We start from the raw sequence: 12,799 nt of genomic DNA on the forward strand, positions 1-12,799 counted from the left end.
CATGAGTGCCCTGACGATCGAAGGCTGGTGCAAGCCCAGCCCCGACCAGAAGTCCATCCCGATCGGTGAGATCCATTTTGACGTCGATGACCCCCTTCATCTGCGTCTGGAGCAAGCTGAAGAACGTCTACAAGAGACCCATGAGCCCGAAGCCATGGTCGATGTCGACATGAGCACAATGGATTTGGTCTTGCCAGAGGGATATGGCCCCTTGTCCGACTGCCAGATGCGCGTCTATCTGCATTACGAGCGCGGTCAGTTCCATTTGGTCGGGCATCGAGCGAGCGATGGAAGCTTGATCTACACCAATGCGGTTTTGATTGATCAGTTGCTTTAAAAACGCCGCATGATGCGCGGGAACGCAAAAAACCGGTCCGCAGCGGCCGGTTTTTTATGCCTGAAATTTGAGCATTCCTGGCGCTTCGGCGCTGCGGCAAAACCCTGCAATACAGAAAACGGGGTCTACCCAAACCATCGCGACATGCCCTCCTAGACTCGTTTCAGGCCGCTCTTCCATCCGTATCCAGGGTGTATTGGTGGTTATAGTGTTGATTAGCGATTTTCAGTAGGTATAGTAACCATAAGCACACCACAGGGAGGTGATGTGAATAGCCGGTTTTTGATAAGCCAAATCGTTGCGGACGGCTGGTATCTGGTACGAATCAGGGGGAGTCATCACCACTTCAAGCATCCGACCAAGCCTGGACTGGTGACGGTTCCTCACCCGAAAAAGGACCTGCTCAAGAAAACGGCCATTAGTATTTTGCAACAGGCGCTGCTCTGACGAACCGATGGACTGCGCCCTCGGAGGATAACGAACATGCTTTACCCCATCGCGATTTCCATGGGTGATGACGAACACGCCTGGGGCGTAGAAGTTCCGGATATTCCGGGTTGCTTCTCCGCCGGTGAAGATCTGGATGACGCCATGGCCATGGCTCGCGAAGCCATCGAAGGTCATTTCGAGATTCTGGCCGAAGACGGATCACCGATTCCGCCCGCCAACAAAGTGACCCTGCATGCGGCCAATCCACAGTACGCAGGGTGCACGTGGGCCGTGGTGGATATCGATATCACCAAATACCTGGGCAAGGCGCAGAAACTCAACATCACCCTGCCCGGCTATCTGCTCAACCGCATCGATGAGTACGTATTGCACCATCCGGAAGAGAAAAGTCGCTCCGGATTTCTGGCCTCGGCGGCGCTCAAGGTCTTGCAGCAAAGTTGATAGCCTGAAAATCGGATCAATCAAGGGGACGAATGTGTCCCCTTTGATTCGTCAGCGCGTTGCCACCATGAACAACCGCGGAAACGGCAGCAGCACCGAACCATCGCTCAGCGCCGGATAGGCCTGCTCGATTGCCGCCTGATACTGCTTGAGATAGTGTGCCCGTTCCACGTCATCCAATGGTTCGAGAAAAGGCCGCAAACCGGAGCCCTTGAACCACTCGAGCACACCCGATGCGCCGTCCGCGAGCGGATGATAGTAAGTGGTGCGCCATACATCGACGCGAGTGCAGTGGCCACGCAGCATTGAGTAGTAGCCGCTTGCACCCTCCATTTCCGTTCGCAGGCCGGCAGCCCTTGCCAGCTTGTCAGCCCAAGGGCCGTTCGCTGCGACCTCGCGCATCAACCGGTGCGACGGTTCGTTGAGGTTATCGGGCATCTGGATCGCCAGGCTACCGCCGGGCGTGAGCCTGTTTACCAGCGACGGCAGCAGCCTGGTGTGATCCGGCACCCACTGCAGCACCGCATTGGCGAAAATCACATCGAACGGGCCGGTCTCGTTCCAGGTATCAATGTCAGCGGTGTCAAAACGTACCTGAGGCAGGCGCTTGCGGGCGGCCTCGATCATATCGGTCGAACTGTCCAACCCACGCACCGCGGCATCGGGAAAACGCTGCACCAGCAACTCGGTCGAATTGCCGGGGCCGCAACCGATGTCGATGGCCGAACGGACGTCCACCGCTGGGATGGCGGCCAGCAAGTCACGCGCCGGGCGCGTGCGCTCATCTTCGAAAGCTACGTATTGTTTGGCGGACCAACTCATATCGCTCTCCTGTCGGGTGCATTGTTGTCGCCAGGGGCAGACAACCGGTTGGCTACGATACATCGTCCGCGTCAGTTAACCCACGCCCCCACCCGCCAATGCCAGCCATCGTTACGTTGCTCCCAGTGCGGATGCACATAACGATACCCCGGTCGCTCCGGGACCCAATGGCCATGAACCGCGACATAACGCCCGCCTTCCCAACGCCAGTACCCCCTGGACCAGAGGTAACCCGGTCGCCCCGCGGGCTCTACCTCGACAACGCGTTCCGGCGGCGGCTGCGGTGCGATGACCTCAACATATTCACGCTCCACCGGACGCCGGTCATGAACGACCCGTTCCTGCACACAACCCGCAGCGGTAACCACCACTGCCAGCAACACCATGTAACGTAACAACATGCCGCCTCCTCTGGCTTGAAAGCCAAGTTGAGTGAACCAGCAAAAAAACGCCCCCTTTTCCACCATGCTCCTGCCTGGCTCACTGCTTTTTTAACAGGTCTTGTCTGTCTATTGCCTGAACCCGGATCACTTGATGACGGAAAACACAGGGGATCTGGATAAGCCTTTTTTATCGCCAAATCGTTGGAAGCCATAACCGAAATGACCGTTCGTCGACCGACCAGCAAAGCAGTTTTGACAGTATAAAAATGGCATCTATAGTCCTATCGCGGCCTGTTGGAAGGAACCCAACCCGTCATTTCAAGGCAAGGAGCAAGGCCAGCTCGTCCCCCGAGATCGAGTGGGTTCCCCAGTAGTGTGTTCGCAACGGCCACAAGGCAAGCAAGCGTTGTCGTGCCTGGTAAGTAGCCAGACAATCACTATTGTTAAAAGGAGCTTCACTATGTCTCGAGTCACGGATGTACTTGTTTCCATCGACACTGAAACCATTCTGAAAAACTACCCGAACATTAGCAAAAACCCTGCTGCGCCGACGATGATCGACGTCAATCATGTGTACATGGTGACCAATCAGAACAACGTGGTGAGTGGCCAGGCCGGTGGCGAGCTCAACTTGAAAGCCCAGGTAGGCGACTTGATTCGCTGGCGTGAAACCAGCCTGTCGCAGAGCTTCGAGACTGCAGTGGTTTTCTACAAGTTCATCGGTAACGCCGGCAACGAGTTGATCTCCACCCCCACGCCACGCAAGGCTACCGCCTGCGTCGCCGTTCCGAATACCAGCAACCCGTCGGTGCCCAGCTGCCAGAAAGTCGATAACTATTACTGGTCTTCGGAAACCCTTGCGTGCGGCAGCGTGACCTATCACTTCAACTTCCTGATCGTGGATCGCAACTGCCAGATTGTCGGCTGCTGCTCGTGGGATCCGTTCATTACCATCCGTAATTGACGATGGCCTGGCCCCTCGGCAACGAGGGGTCACCCCGTCCGTTGCCGCCTCGGCTGGAACAGGATGTCTTGCTTGAAACCGAAGCGGTTACCGTTTTGCGTCAACATCATGAAAGGAATCCATGATGACTTCCGAACCGATTACCCCCCCTTCAGCGAGTACCCTGACCGCCAATAGCGTGCTGCTGGTCGTCGATGCCGAATCGCTGCTTTCGCGCTATGCGCAACCCAGCCTTGACCCGCAAAAGCCGACCGTGATTGAAGATGGTTTCATCTTCGGCATCAGCGCTACACCAAAAACGAAAAATGTTAAAAATGACAGCAAAATTACACTGACCACCCACAACGGAAAAGTCTTTCATATTCGCGGCAGGACCGTCAGTTTGCTGGCCGAACACAGCGTGGTATTCCACAACATCACGGTGGACGATACCGGGATCCTTTCTCCGCCCAAGCTGATCGTCCACGGCGAGCAGACCGTCCCCGCGCCCGACCCCGCCAACCCGAACCAGCCGGGCAGCCACAAGGCCGATGATCATTATTGGGAGTGCTCGCAACTGAGCACGGGCGTGGCAACTTGCGAACTGAGCTTCATGCTGATCAACCAGCGCTGCGAAGCGCTCGGGTATTTCAGGTGGAAGACTGAGGTGACGCTGTCGGCGTGAATAAAGATTATCGAGTAGGAGGCGGCTTCACAGCCGTCGTCCTCTCACACCACCGTAGGTACGGAAACGAGCAAATCCAGGCACTTACAGTGGCAAGGTATTGCAGTGCTTGATCTCCTTGAGCGAAAAACCGGTGTACATTTCCTTGATATTGCCGAGCGTACGTATGCGATGCATGGCGACTTCATGGAATGCCTCCATGTCTTTGACGACTACCTGCAGGAGGTAGTCGTATTTCCCCGACACTTTGTGACAGGCAATAATGTTGGGCAGCGCCAGAACGCCCGCTTCGAAATGTTCCATGGCTTGCTCGGAGTGACTATCGAGGGTGACGCTGATGAAAGCGAAAAGTCCCAGCCCTATGGTCTTCGGGTTCAAGTGCGCGTGATACCCGACAATCACCTCCTCTTCCAGGCGCTTCAGGCGCTTCCAGCAGGCTGGCGCTGACAGGCAAACACGAGCGGCGATCTCGGCGTTCGTCAGGCGACCATTCATTTGCAGAATTTCCAGAATTGAACGATCAACCTTATCCATTTCCGCCATGTGTTCTCTCCCTTTAACAATGCGTACGCGGTAGGGCGATTGGCCCCATCCCGCAGGTCCTTGATCAAGCATCCATTTCCAGAAACTACAAATATTAGAAAGAAAATTACATAAAGAGCACGTTTTGGATAATTAACGACTGAAAAAAAATCAAATACAGAGCCGTTTCGAAAGCTAATTTTCGAGGCGCTGAAATACAATTTCTTGTCGTTTCCGACACCCAAGCCACTGGCTCTGACAATAAAAATAAGTAACAACGGAGGCAATATTGAGCATTTTCAGAACAAAAGACCTGGACGCAATGATTGCTGCTGCCCGAGCGCCTGCCGGGTTGAAAAAAGTGCTGGGGCCGATGGATTTGGTCCTGATTGGTATCGGTGCAATCGTGGGGACGGGCATCTTTGTATTGACCGGAACCGGCGCATTGACTGCGGGACCAGCCCTCACGGTTTCATTCCTGTTAGCAGCGTTGGCCTGTGCATTTGCAGCGCTCTGTTATGCCGAGTTCGCCTCATCTGTACCGGTAGCAGGCTCGATTTACACCTACAGCTACGCGACGCTGGGAGAGTTGGTGGCCTGGATGATCGGCTGGGATCTGATGCTCGAATACGGACTGGCCAGTTCGGCGGTGTCTGTTGGGTGGTCGGGTTACTTCCAGTCCCTGCTGAGCGGATTCGGGCTGAATCTTCCGGTTGTGCTTACGGCGGCTCCAGGCTCTTTGCCTGGCGTGGAAACCTGGTTCAACCTACCCGCGCTGGTGATTATGCTGGCGATTACCTGGATGCTTTCTATAGGCATCAAGGAATCCGCGCGCGTAAACAACGTGATGGTGATCATCAAAATCGCCGTGGTGCTGCTCTTCATCGCCGTTGGTGTGAGACATGTTCAGCCGGCTAACTGGCAACCTTTCTCTCCCTTCGGCGTCAATGGCATTTTGAGTGCTTCGGCCTTGGTTTTTTTTGCTTTTATTGGTTTCGATGCGGTTTCCTCTGCCGCCGAAGAAGTGAAAAAACCGGCGCGTGACCTCCCCATCGGTATTATCGGTTCCTTGGCCGTTTGTGCGGTGTTATACGTTGCCGTTTCAATGATCATGACCGGCATCGTGCCCTATGCCCAATTCCTTGGCGTTGATCATCCGGTTTCATTGGCGTTGCAACATGCCGGTGAAAGCTGGGTTGCCGGGTTCGTTGATTTAGGCGCAATCGTTGGCATGACGACTGTCATTCTGGTGATGGCTTACGGTCAAACCAGGATCATCTACGCGATGTCGCGCGACGGACTGCTTCCCCAGCGCCTTTCCAGGGTTCATACACGATTCGGCACCCCATTTTTCGCCACCTGGATGGTCGGAATAGTCTTCGGGCTGATCTCGGCACTGATTCCGCTGAACGTCCTCGCCGAGCTGATCAACATCGGTACGTTGGCCGCATTCAGTCTGATCTCGGTGGCAGTGATCGTCTTGCGCAAGACCCGACCCGATCTTCCTCGCGCATTCAGATGCCCCGGCGTGCCCATTGTTCCATTGCTCGCCATCGCGTTCTGCGTAACCTTGATGACCTTCCTCAAGCAGACGACCTGGCTGGCATTTGGGGCGTGGTTGGCAATTGGACTGGTGATCTACTTCGCCTATGCGAGACGCCGCTCGTTATTGCATTAATCCAGCATTTCGTCAGGTCTCTTTGGAGTGTCAATCAACCTCCAATAGTTTTCAGGTGCGAAACTGCATGCCAGTTGCGCACCTGATTGCATTCGCCAGTCAACCCTCACTTCATTTGTCCTGTTTTTAGCCCCAGGAGAGCAGTGGCGCGCATTTGCAGTGGCACGCGAACTCTATTTATTCAGTTACCCCATTTAGCTCATGACTTAGGCCCGCCACGGTGGAAGAGCCCCTTCGAAAAGTGAAAAGGCTCGATGCAGGAAACCGTTGAAGCGAGCGGCATCACGCCGCAGCCCTGCCTGCTGACCACCAATCAGGCACAGATGGGCCACCTGAGCAATCACTTCTGCTTGGCCTGGCATATGGACCAAGCGGCGGCACGTGCGTATCGCGAAGTCCAGTCGTCTTGTATCAACACGCTGCTGAAACTCGCCTACCAACGGATCATGCAGCGACCAGGCTCGGATGGAAATTTCCCGCCCAGGTTGTTTCTCAGCGGCAATACTCAAGTAGCGTTTCAAGGTTTCGCCCGCGCTACGACCCTGCGCCGCATAAGCGAGCATGCGCTCCGTGTAGTCTTCTTCCCAAGCGGCCAGCAAGGTGCGGACAAAGTCTTCGCGATTGCGGAAATGGTGATAGAACGATCCGCGGGTCACATTCAATCGGCGCGATAGACTCTCGGCCGAAACGCCGATATGCCCTATTTGGTCGAGGGCCTCAAAACCAGCCGCGATCCAATGGTTACGAGTTAGTTTTCTCACCCGTTATTTCGCTCCATGTTTAGCGCCATACAGACTGTGTATGGTGCGCAACCGATTGATACGCTGCGAACACCAGCAAAGATGGCCGTTGCGTTTTGCACGCCAGCACTTTTCATGGAGCTCGCCTTGAAGAAAATCGTTCTGGTTGCTTTCGACCAATTCACTGATATCGACCTATTCCTGATGTGGGACATCTTAGGCCGCAACACCGAGGACTGGCACGTCCGAATATTGGGTTCCAGCTCTATCGTGAGATCGGCGCACGGCCTGCCTGTTTCGGTGCACGGTCCGCTTTCCGAGGCCAATAGCGCCGACGCGGTATTGTTCGTCAGTGGCAAGGAAGGGATACCCGCTGCACTTGCCGCCCCAGATTTCCTGCCGTCGTTTGAACTTGACTCCAGACGCCAGCGAATCGGCTCAATATGCGCCGGAGCTTTCATTCTCGAACGGCTTGGGCTGCTCAGCGGCCAAGCAACTACACACCCGGATGCACGATCGAGCTTGCAAGCTCTGGGACTTGAGTCCATGGACCAGCCTCTTGTATGCCAGGGGAACGTTGCAACCGCTGGCGGATGCCTTTCGGCGCTCTATCTGGTGGGATGGTTGGTTGAATCCTGGTTCGATGTCGACAAACGCCGTGCGACGTTGCTCCCTGTTCTGCCAGCTGGGCAGCAAGAGCTCTATGATGCCTTGATCGGGTTCAGCATCCGACAAGCACTTACAGGGCGACAAGGAGCGTTATACGACAAACCATCGCAACAAGAAACGCGACATGGCATGTCGTCTAATTGGTAGTTAGAACTCAGGAGAGATCCCCGATGCCCCGAGAATTTGAGCTCATTATGTCCGTGCCAGTCCCATCGAGGTCCGGCATCACCCACCTTTACAAGTCAATGAACCTGGCGGACGCTTTTGCGATTCGGCTCCCTGCGGGCACATCCAGCAATCCAGATTTGCTAGCTCGATTCATCCTTTCCCACCAGCCATCCTGGATCGGATGGCTCATGAAAGTCCGAGACACTATCGTTGCCTGTTTTGGTCTCAAAACCACCAAACATCTGGCATCACTTGCTAATCGGATTGGAATCTTCAAGGTCTACAGCACGAACCAGACTGAAATCGTGTTGGGAGAGGACGACAAACACCTCGACTTCCGGATATCGATCCTATGTTCTGGAGAGGCAGAGCCAGAAGGCAGTCGCCAACTCGTTTTTTCAACCGTGGTCCAGTGCCACAACCGTCTAGGCCGGGCCTACATCTTCGTTATTGCCCCATTTCACCGCTTGGTTGTTAAGGCCAGCCTCCTCCGTGCCGCGCGCATCGGTTGGCCTCTGGCTACCTGTCCCTAAGGTCTAACCCGCCCATCGTAAGGCTGTTCTGGCAAGCCTGGCCAAGGCTCTCATGTCAAACGTCAGGCCTCTATACCTCTAAAGATTCCAAACGCAGCAAGTGCCTTTCAAAGCCCCGGCTTTTCATCAACCACGGGGCTTTCAAACAGAATTTTCATGACACCCGTGCGGTCTGAAAATCAGGCGCATCCCTGTAAGGAGCACGGCAATGAAATTCGCGAAAATCGCACAGAAACTCTCCCTATGGGCGGGCCAACCCCGGACATTTATGGGGGCGATCATTCTGATTGTCCTTTGGGGCATGAGTGGGCCGATTTTTCATTTCAACGATACCTGGCAACTGATCATCAACACCTCGACCACGATCATCACCTTCCTGATGGTGTTCCTGATCCAGAACACCCAGAACCGTGACACGGACATTTTGCACTTGAAGATCGATGAGTTATTGCGGGTGACCAAGGACGCGCAGAACGCGATGCTGGGGCTCGAGTCCCTGGACCTCAAACAGCTGGAAGCGTTGAGAAAGAAATATCGCACCCTCGGCGAGGGGGAAACGATTTCCCTGGACGGCACGGTCGTCGAGGAAACCAAGAAGGATTCGAATCAGGATTGATCCCGGCAGCGGGTGACCGACGTCACCCGCGCAACAGACTGACTAACGACTGGCTTGCAGCGCCCTGGCCATTTGCAGATGGTTTTGCAGCTTGGGTAGGGTTTCTTCGGCGAACGCTTTGATTTGCGGCACGTCCGTGGTCTGCGCTTGTTGTTGAAGTTGCTCGATGGTTTCCTGGGTGGTTTTTACCTGACTGTCGACGTACGCCTGATCGAAAGAGGTATCGTCCTTAATCTCCGGTATCAAGGCTTTGGCCTTGTCGACCACCTCTTCGCGTGGTGCGACCGGTAAATCGAGTTGCTTGGCAATTTTCGCCAGATGCTGGTTGGCGGTGGTGCGATCGTTGATCACCACGATGGTGTAATCCTTGACCTCTTTGGATGCGGTTTTCTGGTGCGCCAGGCGGCTGGCTTCGATGTCGGCCATGCCTTGGGCCGACACCTCATTGACGAATTCGGCGGGAGACTGGGCAAAGGCACTGCTGGCGCACAGGCCCAGTAACGTGGCAAAACCGGCATTGCGTAAACGGGTGGCCATCCGGCTCATGGTCGCGCCCTCCTTCCTGAAAATTCAAACGGGAGCTTGCGCCCCCGTCCATTAAACAAAACTACCTTCACCTATTACGGAGTTTTCTGACCGCCTTTGCGGCCCATGCCGCCTTTGGCAGGGTCTTTATCAACAGTCGTCGTGGTAGTTTTCCCACCTTTGCGACCGGCTTCAGACGCCTTCGTTCGATCGATGGCGCTACCCGGGGTCGGATGTTTTGAAGTAGGCATGGTTCTCATCCTCTTGGTGATGATCACAGCGAGCAGACGCCCGCATAGGATATGAATTTCCATGCCTGAAAAGGTTTAGAAAACCTGGCAGCATCGCGACGAACGGTGACGGATTTTCAGACCCCGAGACGTGAATGGTGCTGGCGCTTGGCGGCGTACATTGCCTCATCGGCATGCCTGAACAGCTGCTTTTCTTCGGTGCCATGTTCGGGGTATCGCGCGACGCCGATGCTCGGCTGGATCGTCAGGTTGTGCCCGTCCAGACGCAGGGGCTGAACCAGCACCTGGCGGATTTTCCCCGCCACATTCTCGGCATCTTCGGCGGCGTGGATGTTGTGCAACAACACGACAAATTCATCACCACCAATGCGCGCCACCGTGTCGGTTTCGCGCACGCAGCCCTTGAGCCGATTGGCGACCGCTTGCAGCAACATGTCGCCGACCGCATGACCGAGGGTGTCGTTGACTTGCTTGAAGCGGTCAAGGTCGACATAGAGCAACGCCATTCGACCGGAGTCTGCCCGGGCCAGCGCCAGCGAAGCTTTCAGGCGTTCGCGCAGCAATTCGCGATTGGGCAGCTGAGTCAGTTGATCGTACTGGGCCATGCGCTGGAGCCGGGCGTGCAATTGCTTACGCTCGATCGCGGTCGCGACCTGAGCGCAAACATACTGCAGCAACTCCTTGTCTTGCTCGGTGTAGCGCTCGCCGCCCGGCACGCTTTTGACGATCAGAGCGCCGATGGTGCCGTTTTGCGAACTCAACGGCACGCCCAGCCAGCAGGGTGAGTCCTGGCCCTTGACCAATGCCGCAAACCCTTCCGGCAGATTGTCCTGATCCGGGGTCAGCAGAATCGGCAAGCCACTGCGAATCACTTCTGCGCACAAACGCCCGGTAACAGTCCCGGGATCCTCGGGTTGCAGCTCATGGTCGTCGACGTGATAGGGGAAATTCAGCCGCGCGCAGTGCTCGTCATACAGTGCCACGGAGAAATTCAACGCCGGCAGCCATTCGCCGATGATCGAATGGATGCGTTTGAACAGCGCCAGCAAATCTTCCGCCGCATGGGCCGCTTCGGAGATCGCATACAGCGCCGCTTGTCGGGACTCGGCCTGTTTGCGCTCGGTGATGTCGCGCGCCACGGCGATACGCAACTGATCGACCTCCGACCAACGTGCCGACCAGAGAATGTGCACCACCCGGCCGTCCTTGCGCAGGTAACGATTTTCAAAGTTGAGCTTGGGTTCGCCCTCCATGATCTCGCGCGCGGCGTCGAGGGTACGCTGTCGGTCGGCAGGGTGAACCAGGTCGATCATCGACTGGCCGATCAGCTCGTCGGGGGTGTAACCGAAAATGCGCTCGCAGGCCGCGCTGACAAATACGAAGCGACCTTGTTTGTCCACCGCACAGACGGCGTCCAGCAAGAGATCGATGTAACTCGCCATTGGCGCGGAATTTCTGGTTTCCATGATGCAGAGAGCATGTCCGGACAATGCAACATTGAACAACCCTCCCTGACCGGTCATACGCCCGAGCGATGACTGTGCAGCCGACGCTTCCCTGCGTTCAGCCTCAAGCCTTGTTCGTCACCAGCCCCGGCAGCGCATGCACCAGGGCATTGATGGCGAAACCGATGAACATGACCCCGCACAAGCGGGTAATCGCCAGTTCATGACGCTGATACAACGTGCGCACCTGACGCGCACCGACGATGCCAATGAGAATAGCGTAGGCCAAAAGGCCACCAATGAAGCTCAAGATGATCAACCAGGGCAACATGGACCAATGCAGCAACTCTGCACGGCTGGACAAGGGGCGCAATTCTATCTCAGGACGCCGAACATCGACTCACTGATCGTCGAAGAACTTCATCCCCGCATAGGGTCGCTGCCGACAAGCCGCCAGCCGCGACGCCAGAGACCCGACATGCGCCTCGAGCTTGTGCCCGTCCGGGTCGAGAAAATAGAACGACGCACCTTCGCTGCGGTTATCCCGCCATTCCCGCACGTTGGCGGATCGCAGACGTTCGACGAACGGCAGGAAGTCCACAGCTTCGAGGCTGAAGGCGTAATGGGTGTAGTCGGCGGCCGGCGCACAGGCACGCAGTGGATCGAGAGAAAGACACAGCCACAGACCGGGTAGCGAGAGATAGGCACCGGTGTCCCAAGTGGCTGAAAGCTGAAGTTGCAGCAGATCGCGATAGAACCCCACGCTGCGGTTCAGGTCAGTGACGGCGAGGGTCAGGTGGTTGAGGCCGGTTAGCATGGGTTTGGTACTCGATAAGTGCTTCTGCAACGATGCCTGCTCAGAGTGAGCCTGACGCGGCTTTTGACCGCTCAATCAATTGTTACGACAGACGAACGGGCTGGTCTCTACCCTCTTATTACGTTGTAGTATGTTGTATTACAAACCACTACATCGAGATTGTCATGTCCATCATGTCGCTGCGTTTGCCAGACGAAATCGCCGATACCCTAGCCCATCTTGCCAAAGCGACAGGCCGCAGTAAGTCATTTCTGGCCGTGGATGCGCTGCGTGAATATCTGGCACGGGAAGCCTGGCAAATCGAAGAGATTCAGAAAGCTCTGAAAGAAGCCGACGCGGGTGACTTCGCAACGCCAGAGGAAGTGAAAGCAATCGCCGACAAGTGGACAACCAATGCGCGTTGAGTGGTTGCGTACCGCATTAAAGAATCTGGATGACGAAGCCGCCTACATAGCAATGGAAAATCCAAAAGCCGCAGCAGACTTCGTCAAGGCCATTCTCACCACCGTCGATCACCTTGCTCGCTTCCCGGCTACAGGCCGCGAAGGCCGACTACCTGGCACTCGGGAATGGGTCTTGCCAGACCGGCCCTATCTGATTCCCTATCGAGTTCGCCAAGGGCGTTTACAGGTACTACGAGTCTTCCATACACGACGTCTTCCACCCACTACGTTGTAGCACTGGGTGGAACATCAACCGAGCCCTATCCCCTACTCAAACCGTTCACACCTGATTCCCAGCAGTTCGTTTGCTCGTGAAAGCCCACACAATCGA

General features: G+C 55.8%; 19 protein-coding genes and 1 pseudogene. 11 read left to right on the forward strand and 9 right to left on the reverse strand.

Annotation, left to right across the window (positions count from 1 at the left end; translation table 11 throughout):
* Window position 1 precedes the first annotated feature (1 nt).
* The 3 genes from PGR6_RS21950 (at window position 2) to PGR6_RS21960 (ending at window position 1,228) form a co-directional block, all read left to right on the forward strand.
* Window positions 2-337 (forward strand): hypothetical protein, encoded by a 336-nt coding sequence (locus PGR6_RS21950; RefSeq protein ID WP_018926814.1) that lies wholly within the window; start codon window positions 2-4, stop codon window positions 335-337.
* A gap of 267 nt (window positions 338-604) precedes the next feature.
* On the forward strand, window positions 605-784 hold the full coding sequence (locus tag PGR6_RS21955) for a type II toxin-antitoxin system HicA family toxin (protein WP_007984690.1): 180 nt from the start codon (window positions 605-607) through the stop codon (window positions 782-784).
* Between the two features lie 36 nt (window positions 785-820).
* Window positions 821-1,228: a type II toxin-antitoxin system HicB family antitoxin gene (locus tag PGR6_RS21960; RefSeq protein WP_064619786.1), complete on the forward strand. Its 408-nt coding sequence runs from the start codon at window positions 821-823 to the stop codon at window positions 1,226-1,228.
* A 51-nt stretch (window positions 1,229-1,279) separates the two neighbouring features.
* On the opposite strand, the gene tam is transcribed toward PGR6_RS21960, so the two are convergent.
* Both tam and PGR6_RS21970 read right to left on the reverse strand, forming a co-directional pair.
* Window positions 1,280-2,050, reverse strand: coding sequence for a trans-aconitate 2-methyltransferase (gene tam, locus PGR6_RS21965; protein ID WP_064619788.1), 771 nt, complete (start codon window positions 2,048-2,050; stop codon window positions 1,280-1,282).
* A gap of 71 nt (window positions 2,051-2,121) precedes the next feature.
* A complete protein-coding gene (locus tag PGR6_RS21970) occupies window positions 2,122-2,451 on the reverse strand; it encodes a YXWGXW repeat-containing protein (RefSeq protein ID WP_018926816.1) in 330 nt (109 codons plus the stop codon).
* Window positions 2,452-2,893: 442 nt separating this feature from the next.
* On the opposite strand from PGR6_RS21970, the gene PGR6_RS21975 reads away from it, so the two are divergent.
* Complete coding sequence (locus tag PGR6_RS21975; protein ID WP_019580873.1) at window positions 2,894-3,397, forward strand: inclusion body family protein; 504 nt, start codon at window positions 2,894-2,896, stop codon at window positions 3,395-3,397.
* A gap of 124 nt (window positions 3,398-3,521) precedes the next feature.
* On the forward strand, window positions 3,522-4,061 hold the full coding sequence (locus PGR6_RS21980) for an AidA/PixA family protein (RefSeq protein WP_064619791.1): 540 nt from the start codon (window positions 3,522-3,524) through the stop codon (window positions 4,059-4,061).
* 84 nt (window positions 4,062-4,145) lie between these two features.
* On the opposite strand, the gene PGR6_RS21985 is transcribed toward PGR6_RS21980, so the two are convergent.
* Window positions 4,146-4,676 carry an Lrp/AsnC family transcriptional regulator gene (locus PGR6_RS21985; RefSeq protein ID WP_225603008.1) on the reverse strand — a complete coding sequence of 177 codons (531 nt, stop codon included), beginning with the start codon at window positions 4,674-4,676 and terminating at the stop codon, window positions 4,146-4,148.
* A 196-nt stretch (window positions 4,677-4,872) separates the two neighbouring features.
* On the opposite strand from PGR6_RS21985, the gene PGR6_RS21990 reads away from it, so the two are divergent.
* Entirely contained in the window at window positions 4,873-6,261 is a 1,389-nt protein-coding gene (locus tag PGR6_RS21990; RefSeq protein ID WP_026286476.1) for an amino acid permease, read from the forward strand.
* Between the two features lie 206 nt (window positions 6,262-6,467).
* Here PGR6_RS21990 and PGR6_RS29680 read toward each other — a convergent pair whose 3' ends face one another.
* Window positions 6,468-7,022 (reverse strand): TetR/AcrR family transcriptional regulator, encoded by a 555-nt coding sequence (locus tag PGR6_RS29680; protein ID WP_082920900.1) that lies wholly within the window; start codon window positions 7,020-7,022, stop codon window positions 6,468-6,470.
* Window positions 7,023-7,148: 126 nt separating this feature from the next.
* On the opposite strand from PGR6_RS29680, the gene PGR6_RS22000 reads away from it, so the two are divergent.
* The 3 genes from PGR6_RS22000 to PGR6_RS22010 all read left to right on the forward strand — a co-directional run bounded on the left by PGR6_RS22000 (window position 7,149) and on the right by PGR6_RS22010 (window position 8,987).
* On the forward strand, window positions 7,149-7,817 hold the full coding sequence (locus PGR6_RS22000; protein WP_064621341.1) for a DJ-1/PfpI family protein: 669 nt from the start codon (window positions 7,149-7,151) through the stop codon (window positions 7,815-7,817).
* 23 nt (window positions 7,818-7,840) lie between these two features.
* Entirely contained in the window at window positions 7,841-8,371 is a 531-nt protein-coding gene (locus PGR6_RS22005; RefSeq protein ID WP_064619797.1) for a DUF2867 domain-containing protein, read from the forward strand.
* A gap of 208 nt (window positions 8,372-8,579) precedes the next feature.
* A complete protein-coding gene (locus tag PGR6_RS22010) occupies window positions 8,580-8,987 on the forward strand; it encodes a low affinity iron permease family protein (RefSeq protein WP_064619800.1) in 408 nt (135 codons plus the stop codon).
* A 42-nt stretch (window positions 8,988-9,029) separates the two neighbouring features.
* Here the strand turns inward: PGR6_RS22010 and PGR6_RS22015 are convergent, their stop codons facing one another.
* The 5 genes and pseudogenes from PGR6_RS22015 to fos form a co-directional block, all read right to left on the reverse strand.
* Window positions 9,030-9,533: a DUF4142 domain-containing protein gene (locus PGR6_RS22015; protein ID WP_064619803.1), complete on the reverse strand. Its 504-nt coding sequence runs from the start codon at window positions 9,531-9,533 to the stop codon at window positions 9,030-9,032.
* 74 nt (window positions 9,534-9,607) lie between these two features.
* Window positions 9,608-9,763: a stress protein gene (locus PGR6_RS30495; protein WP_081791039.1), complete on the reverse strand. Its 156-nt coding sequence runs from the start codon at window positions 9,761-9,763 to the stop codon at window positions 9,608-9,610.
* Window positions 9,764-9,879: 116 nt separating this feature from the next.
* Window positions 9,880-11,229 carry a sensor domain-containing protein gene (locus tag PGR6_RS22020; protein WP_064619806.1) on the reverse strand — a complete coding sequence of 450 codons (1,350 nt, stop codon included), beginning with the start codon at window positions 11,227-11,229 and terminating at the stop codon, window positions 9,880-9,882.
* Window positions 11,230-11,332: 103 nt separating this feature from the next.
* Window positions 11,333-11,572: pseudogene (locus PGR6_RS22025) on the reverse strand (LysE family translocator); the annotation flags it as partial.
* Window positions 11,573-11,608: 36 nt separating this feature from the next.
* Entirely contained in the window at window positions 11,609-12,025 is a 417-nt protein-coding gene (gene fos / locus PGR6_RS22030) for a fosfomycin resistance glutathione transferase (protein WP_064619809.1), read from the reverse strand.
* 164 nt (window positions 12,026-12,189) lie between these two features.
* On the opposite strand from fos, the gene relB reads away from it, so the two are divergent.
* Entirely contained in the window at window positions 12,190-12,429 is a 240-nt protein-coding gene (gene relB / locus PGR6_RS22035; protein WP_019647939.1) for a type II toxin-antitoxin system RelB family antitoxin, read from the forward strand.
* Window positions 12,419-12,703, forward strand: coding sequence for a type II toxin-antitoxin system RelE/ParE family toxin (locus tag PGR6_RS29690; protein WP_082920901.1), 285 nt, complete (start codon window positions 12,419-12,421; stop codon window positions 12,701-12,703). The genes relB and PGR6_RS29690 overlap by 11 nt, the downstream gene beginning before the upstream one ends.
* Window positions 12,704-12,799 lie beyond the last annotated feature (96 nt).

The organism is Pseudomonas sp. GR 6-02 (genome assembly GCF_001655615.1).
Lineage (GTDB): Bacteria > Pseudomonadota > Gammaproteobacteria > Pseudomonadales > Pseudomonadaceae > Aquipseudomonas.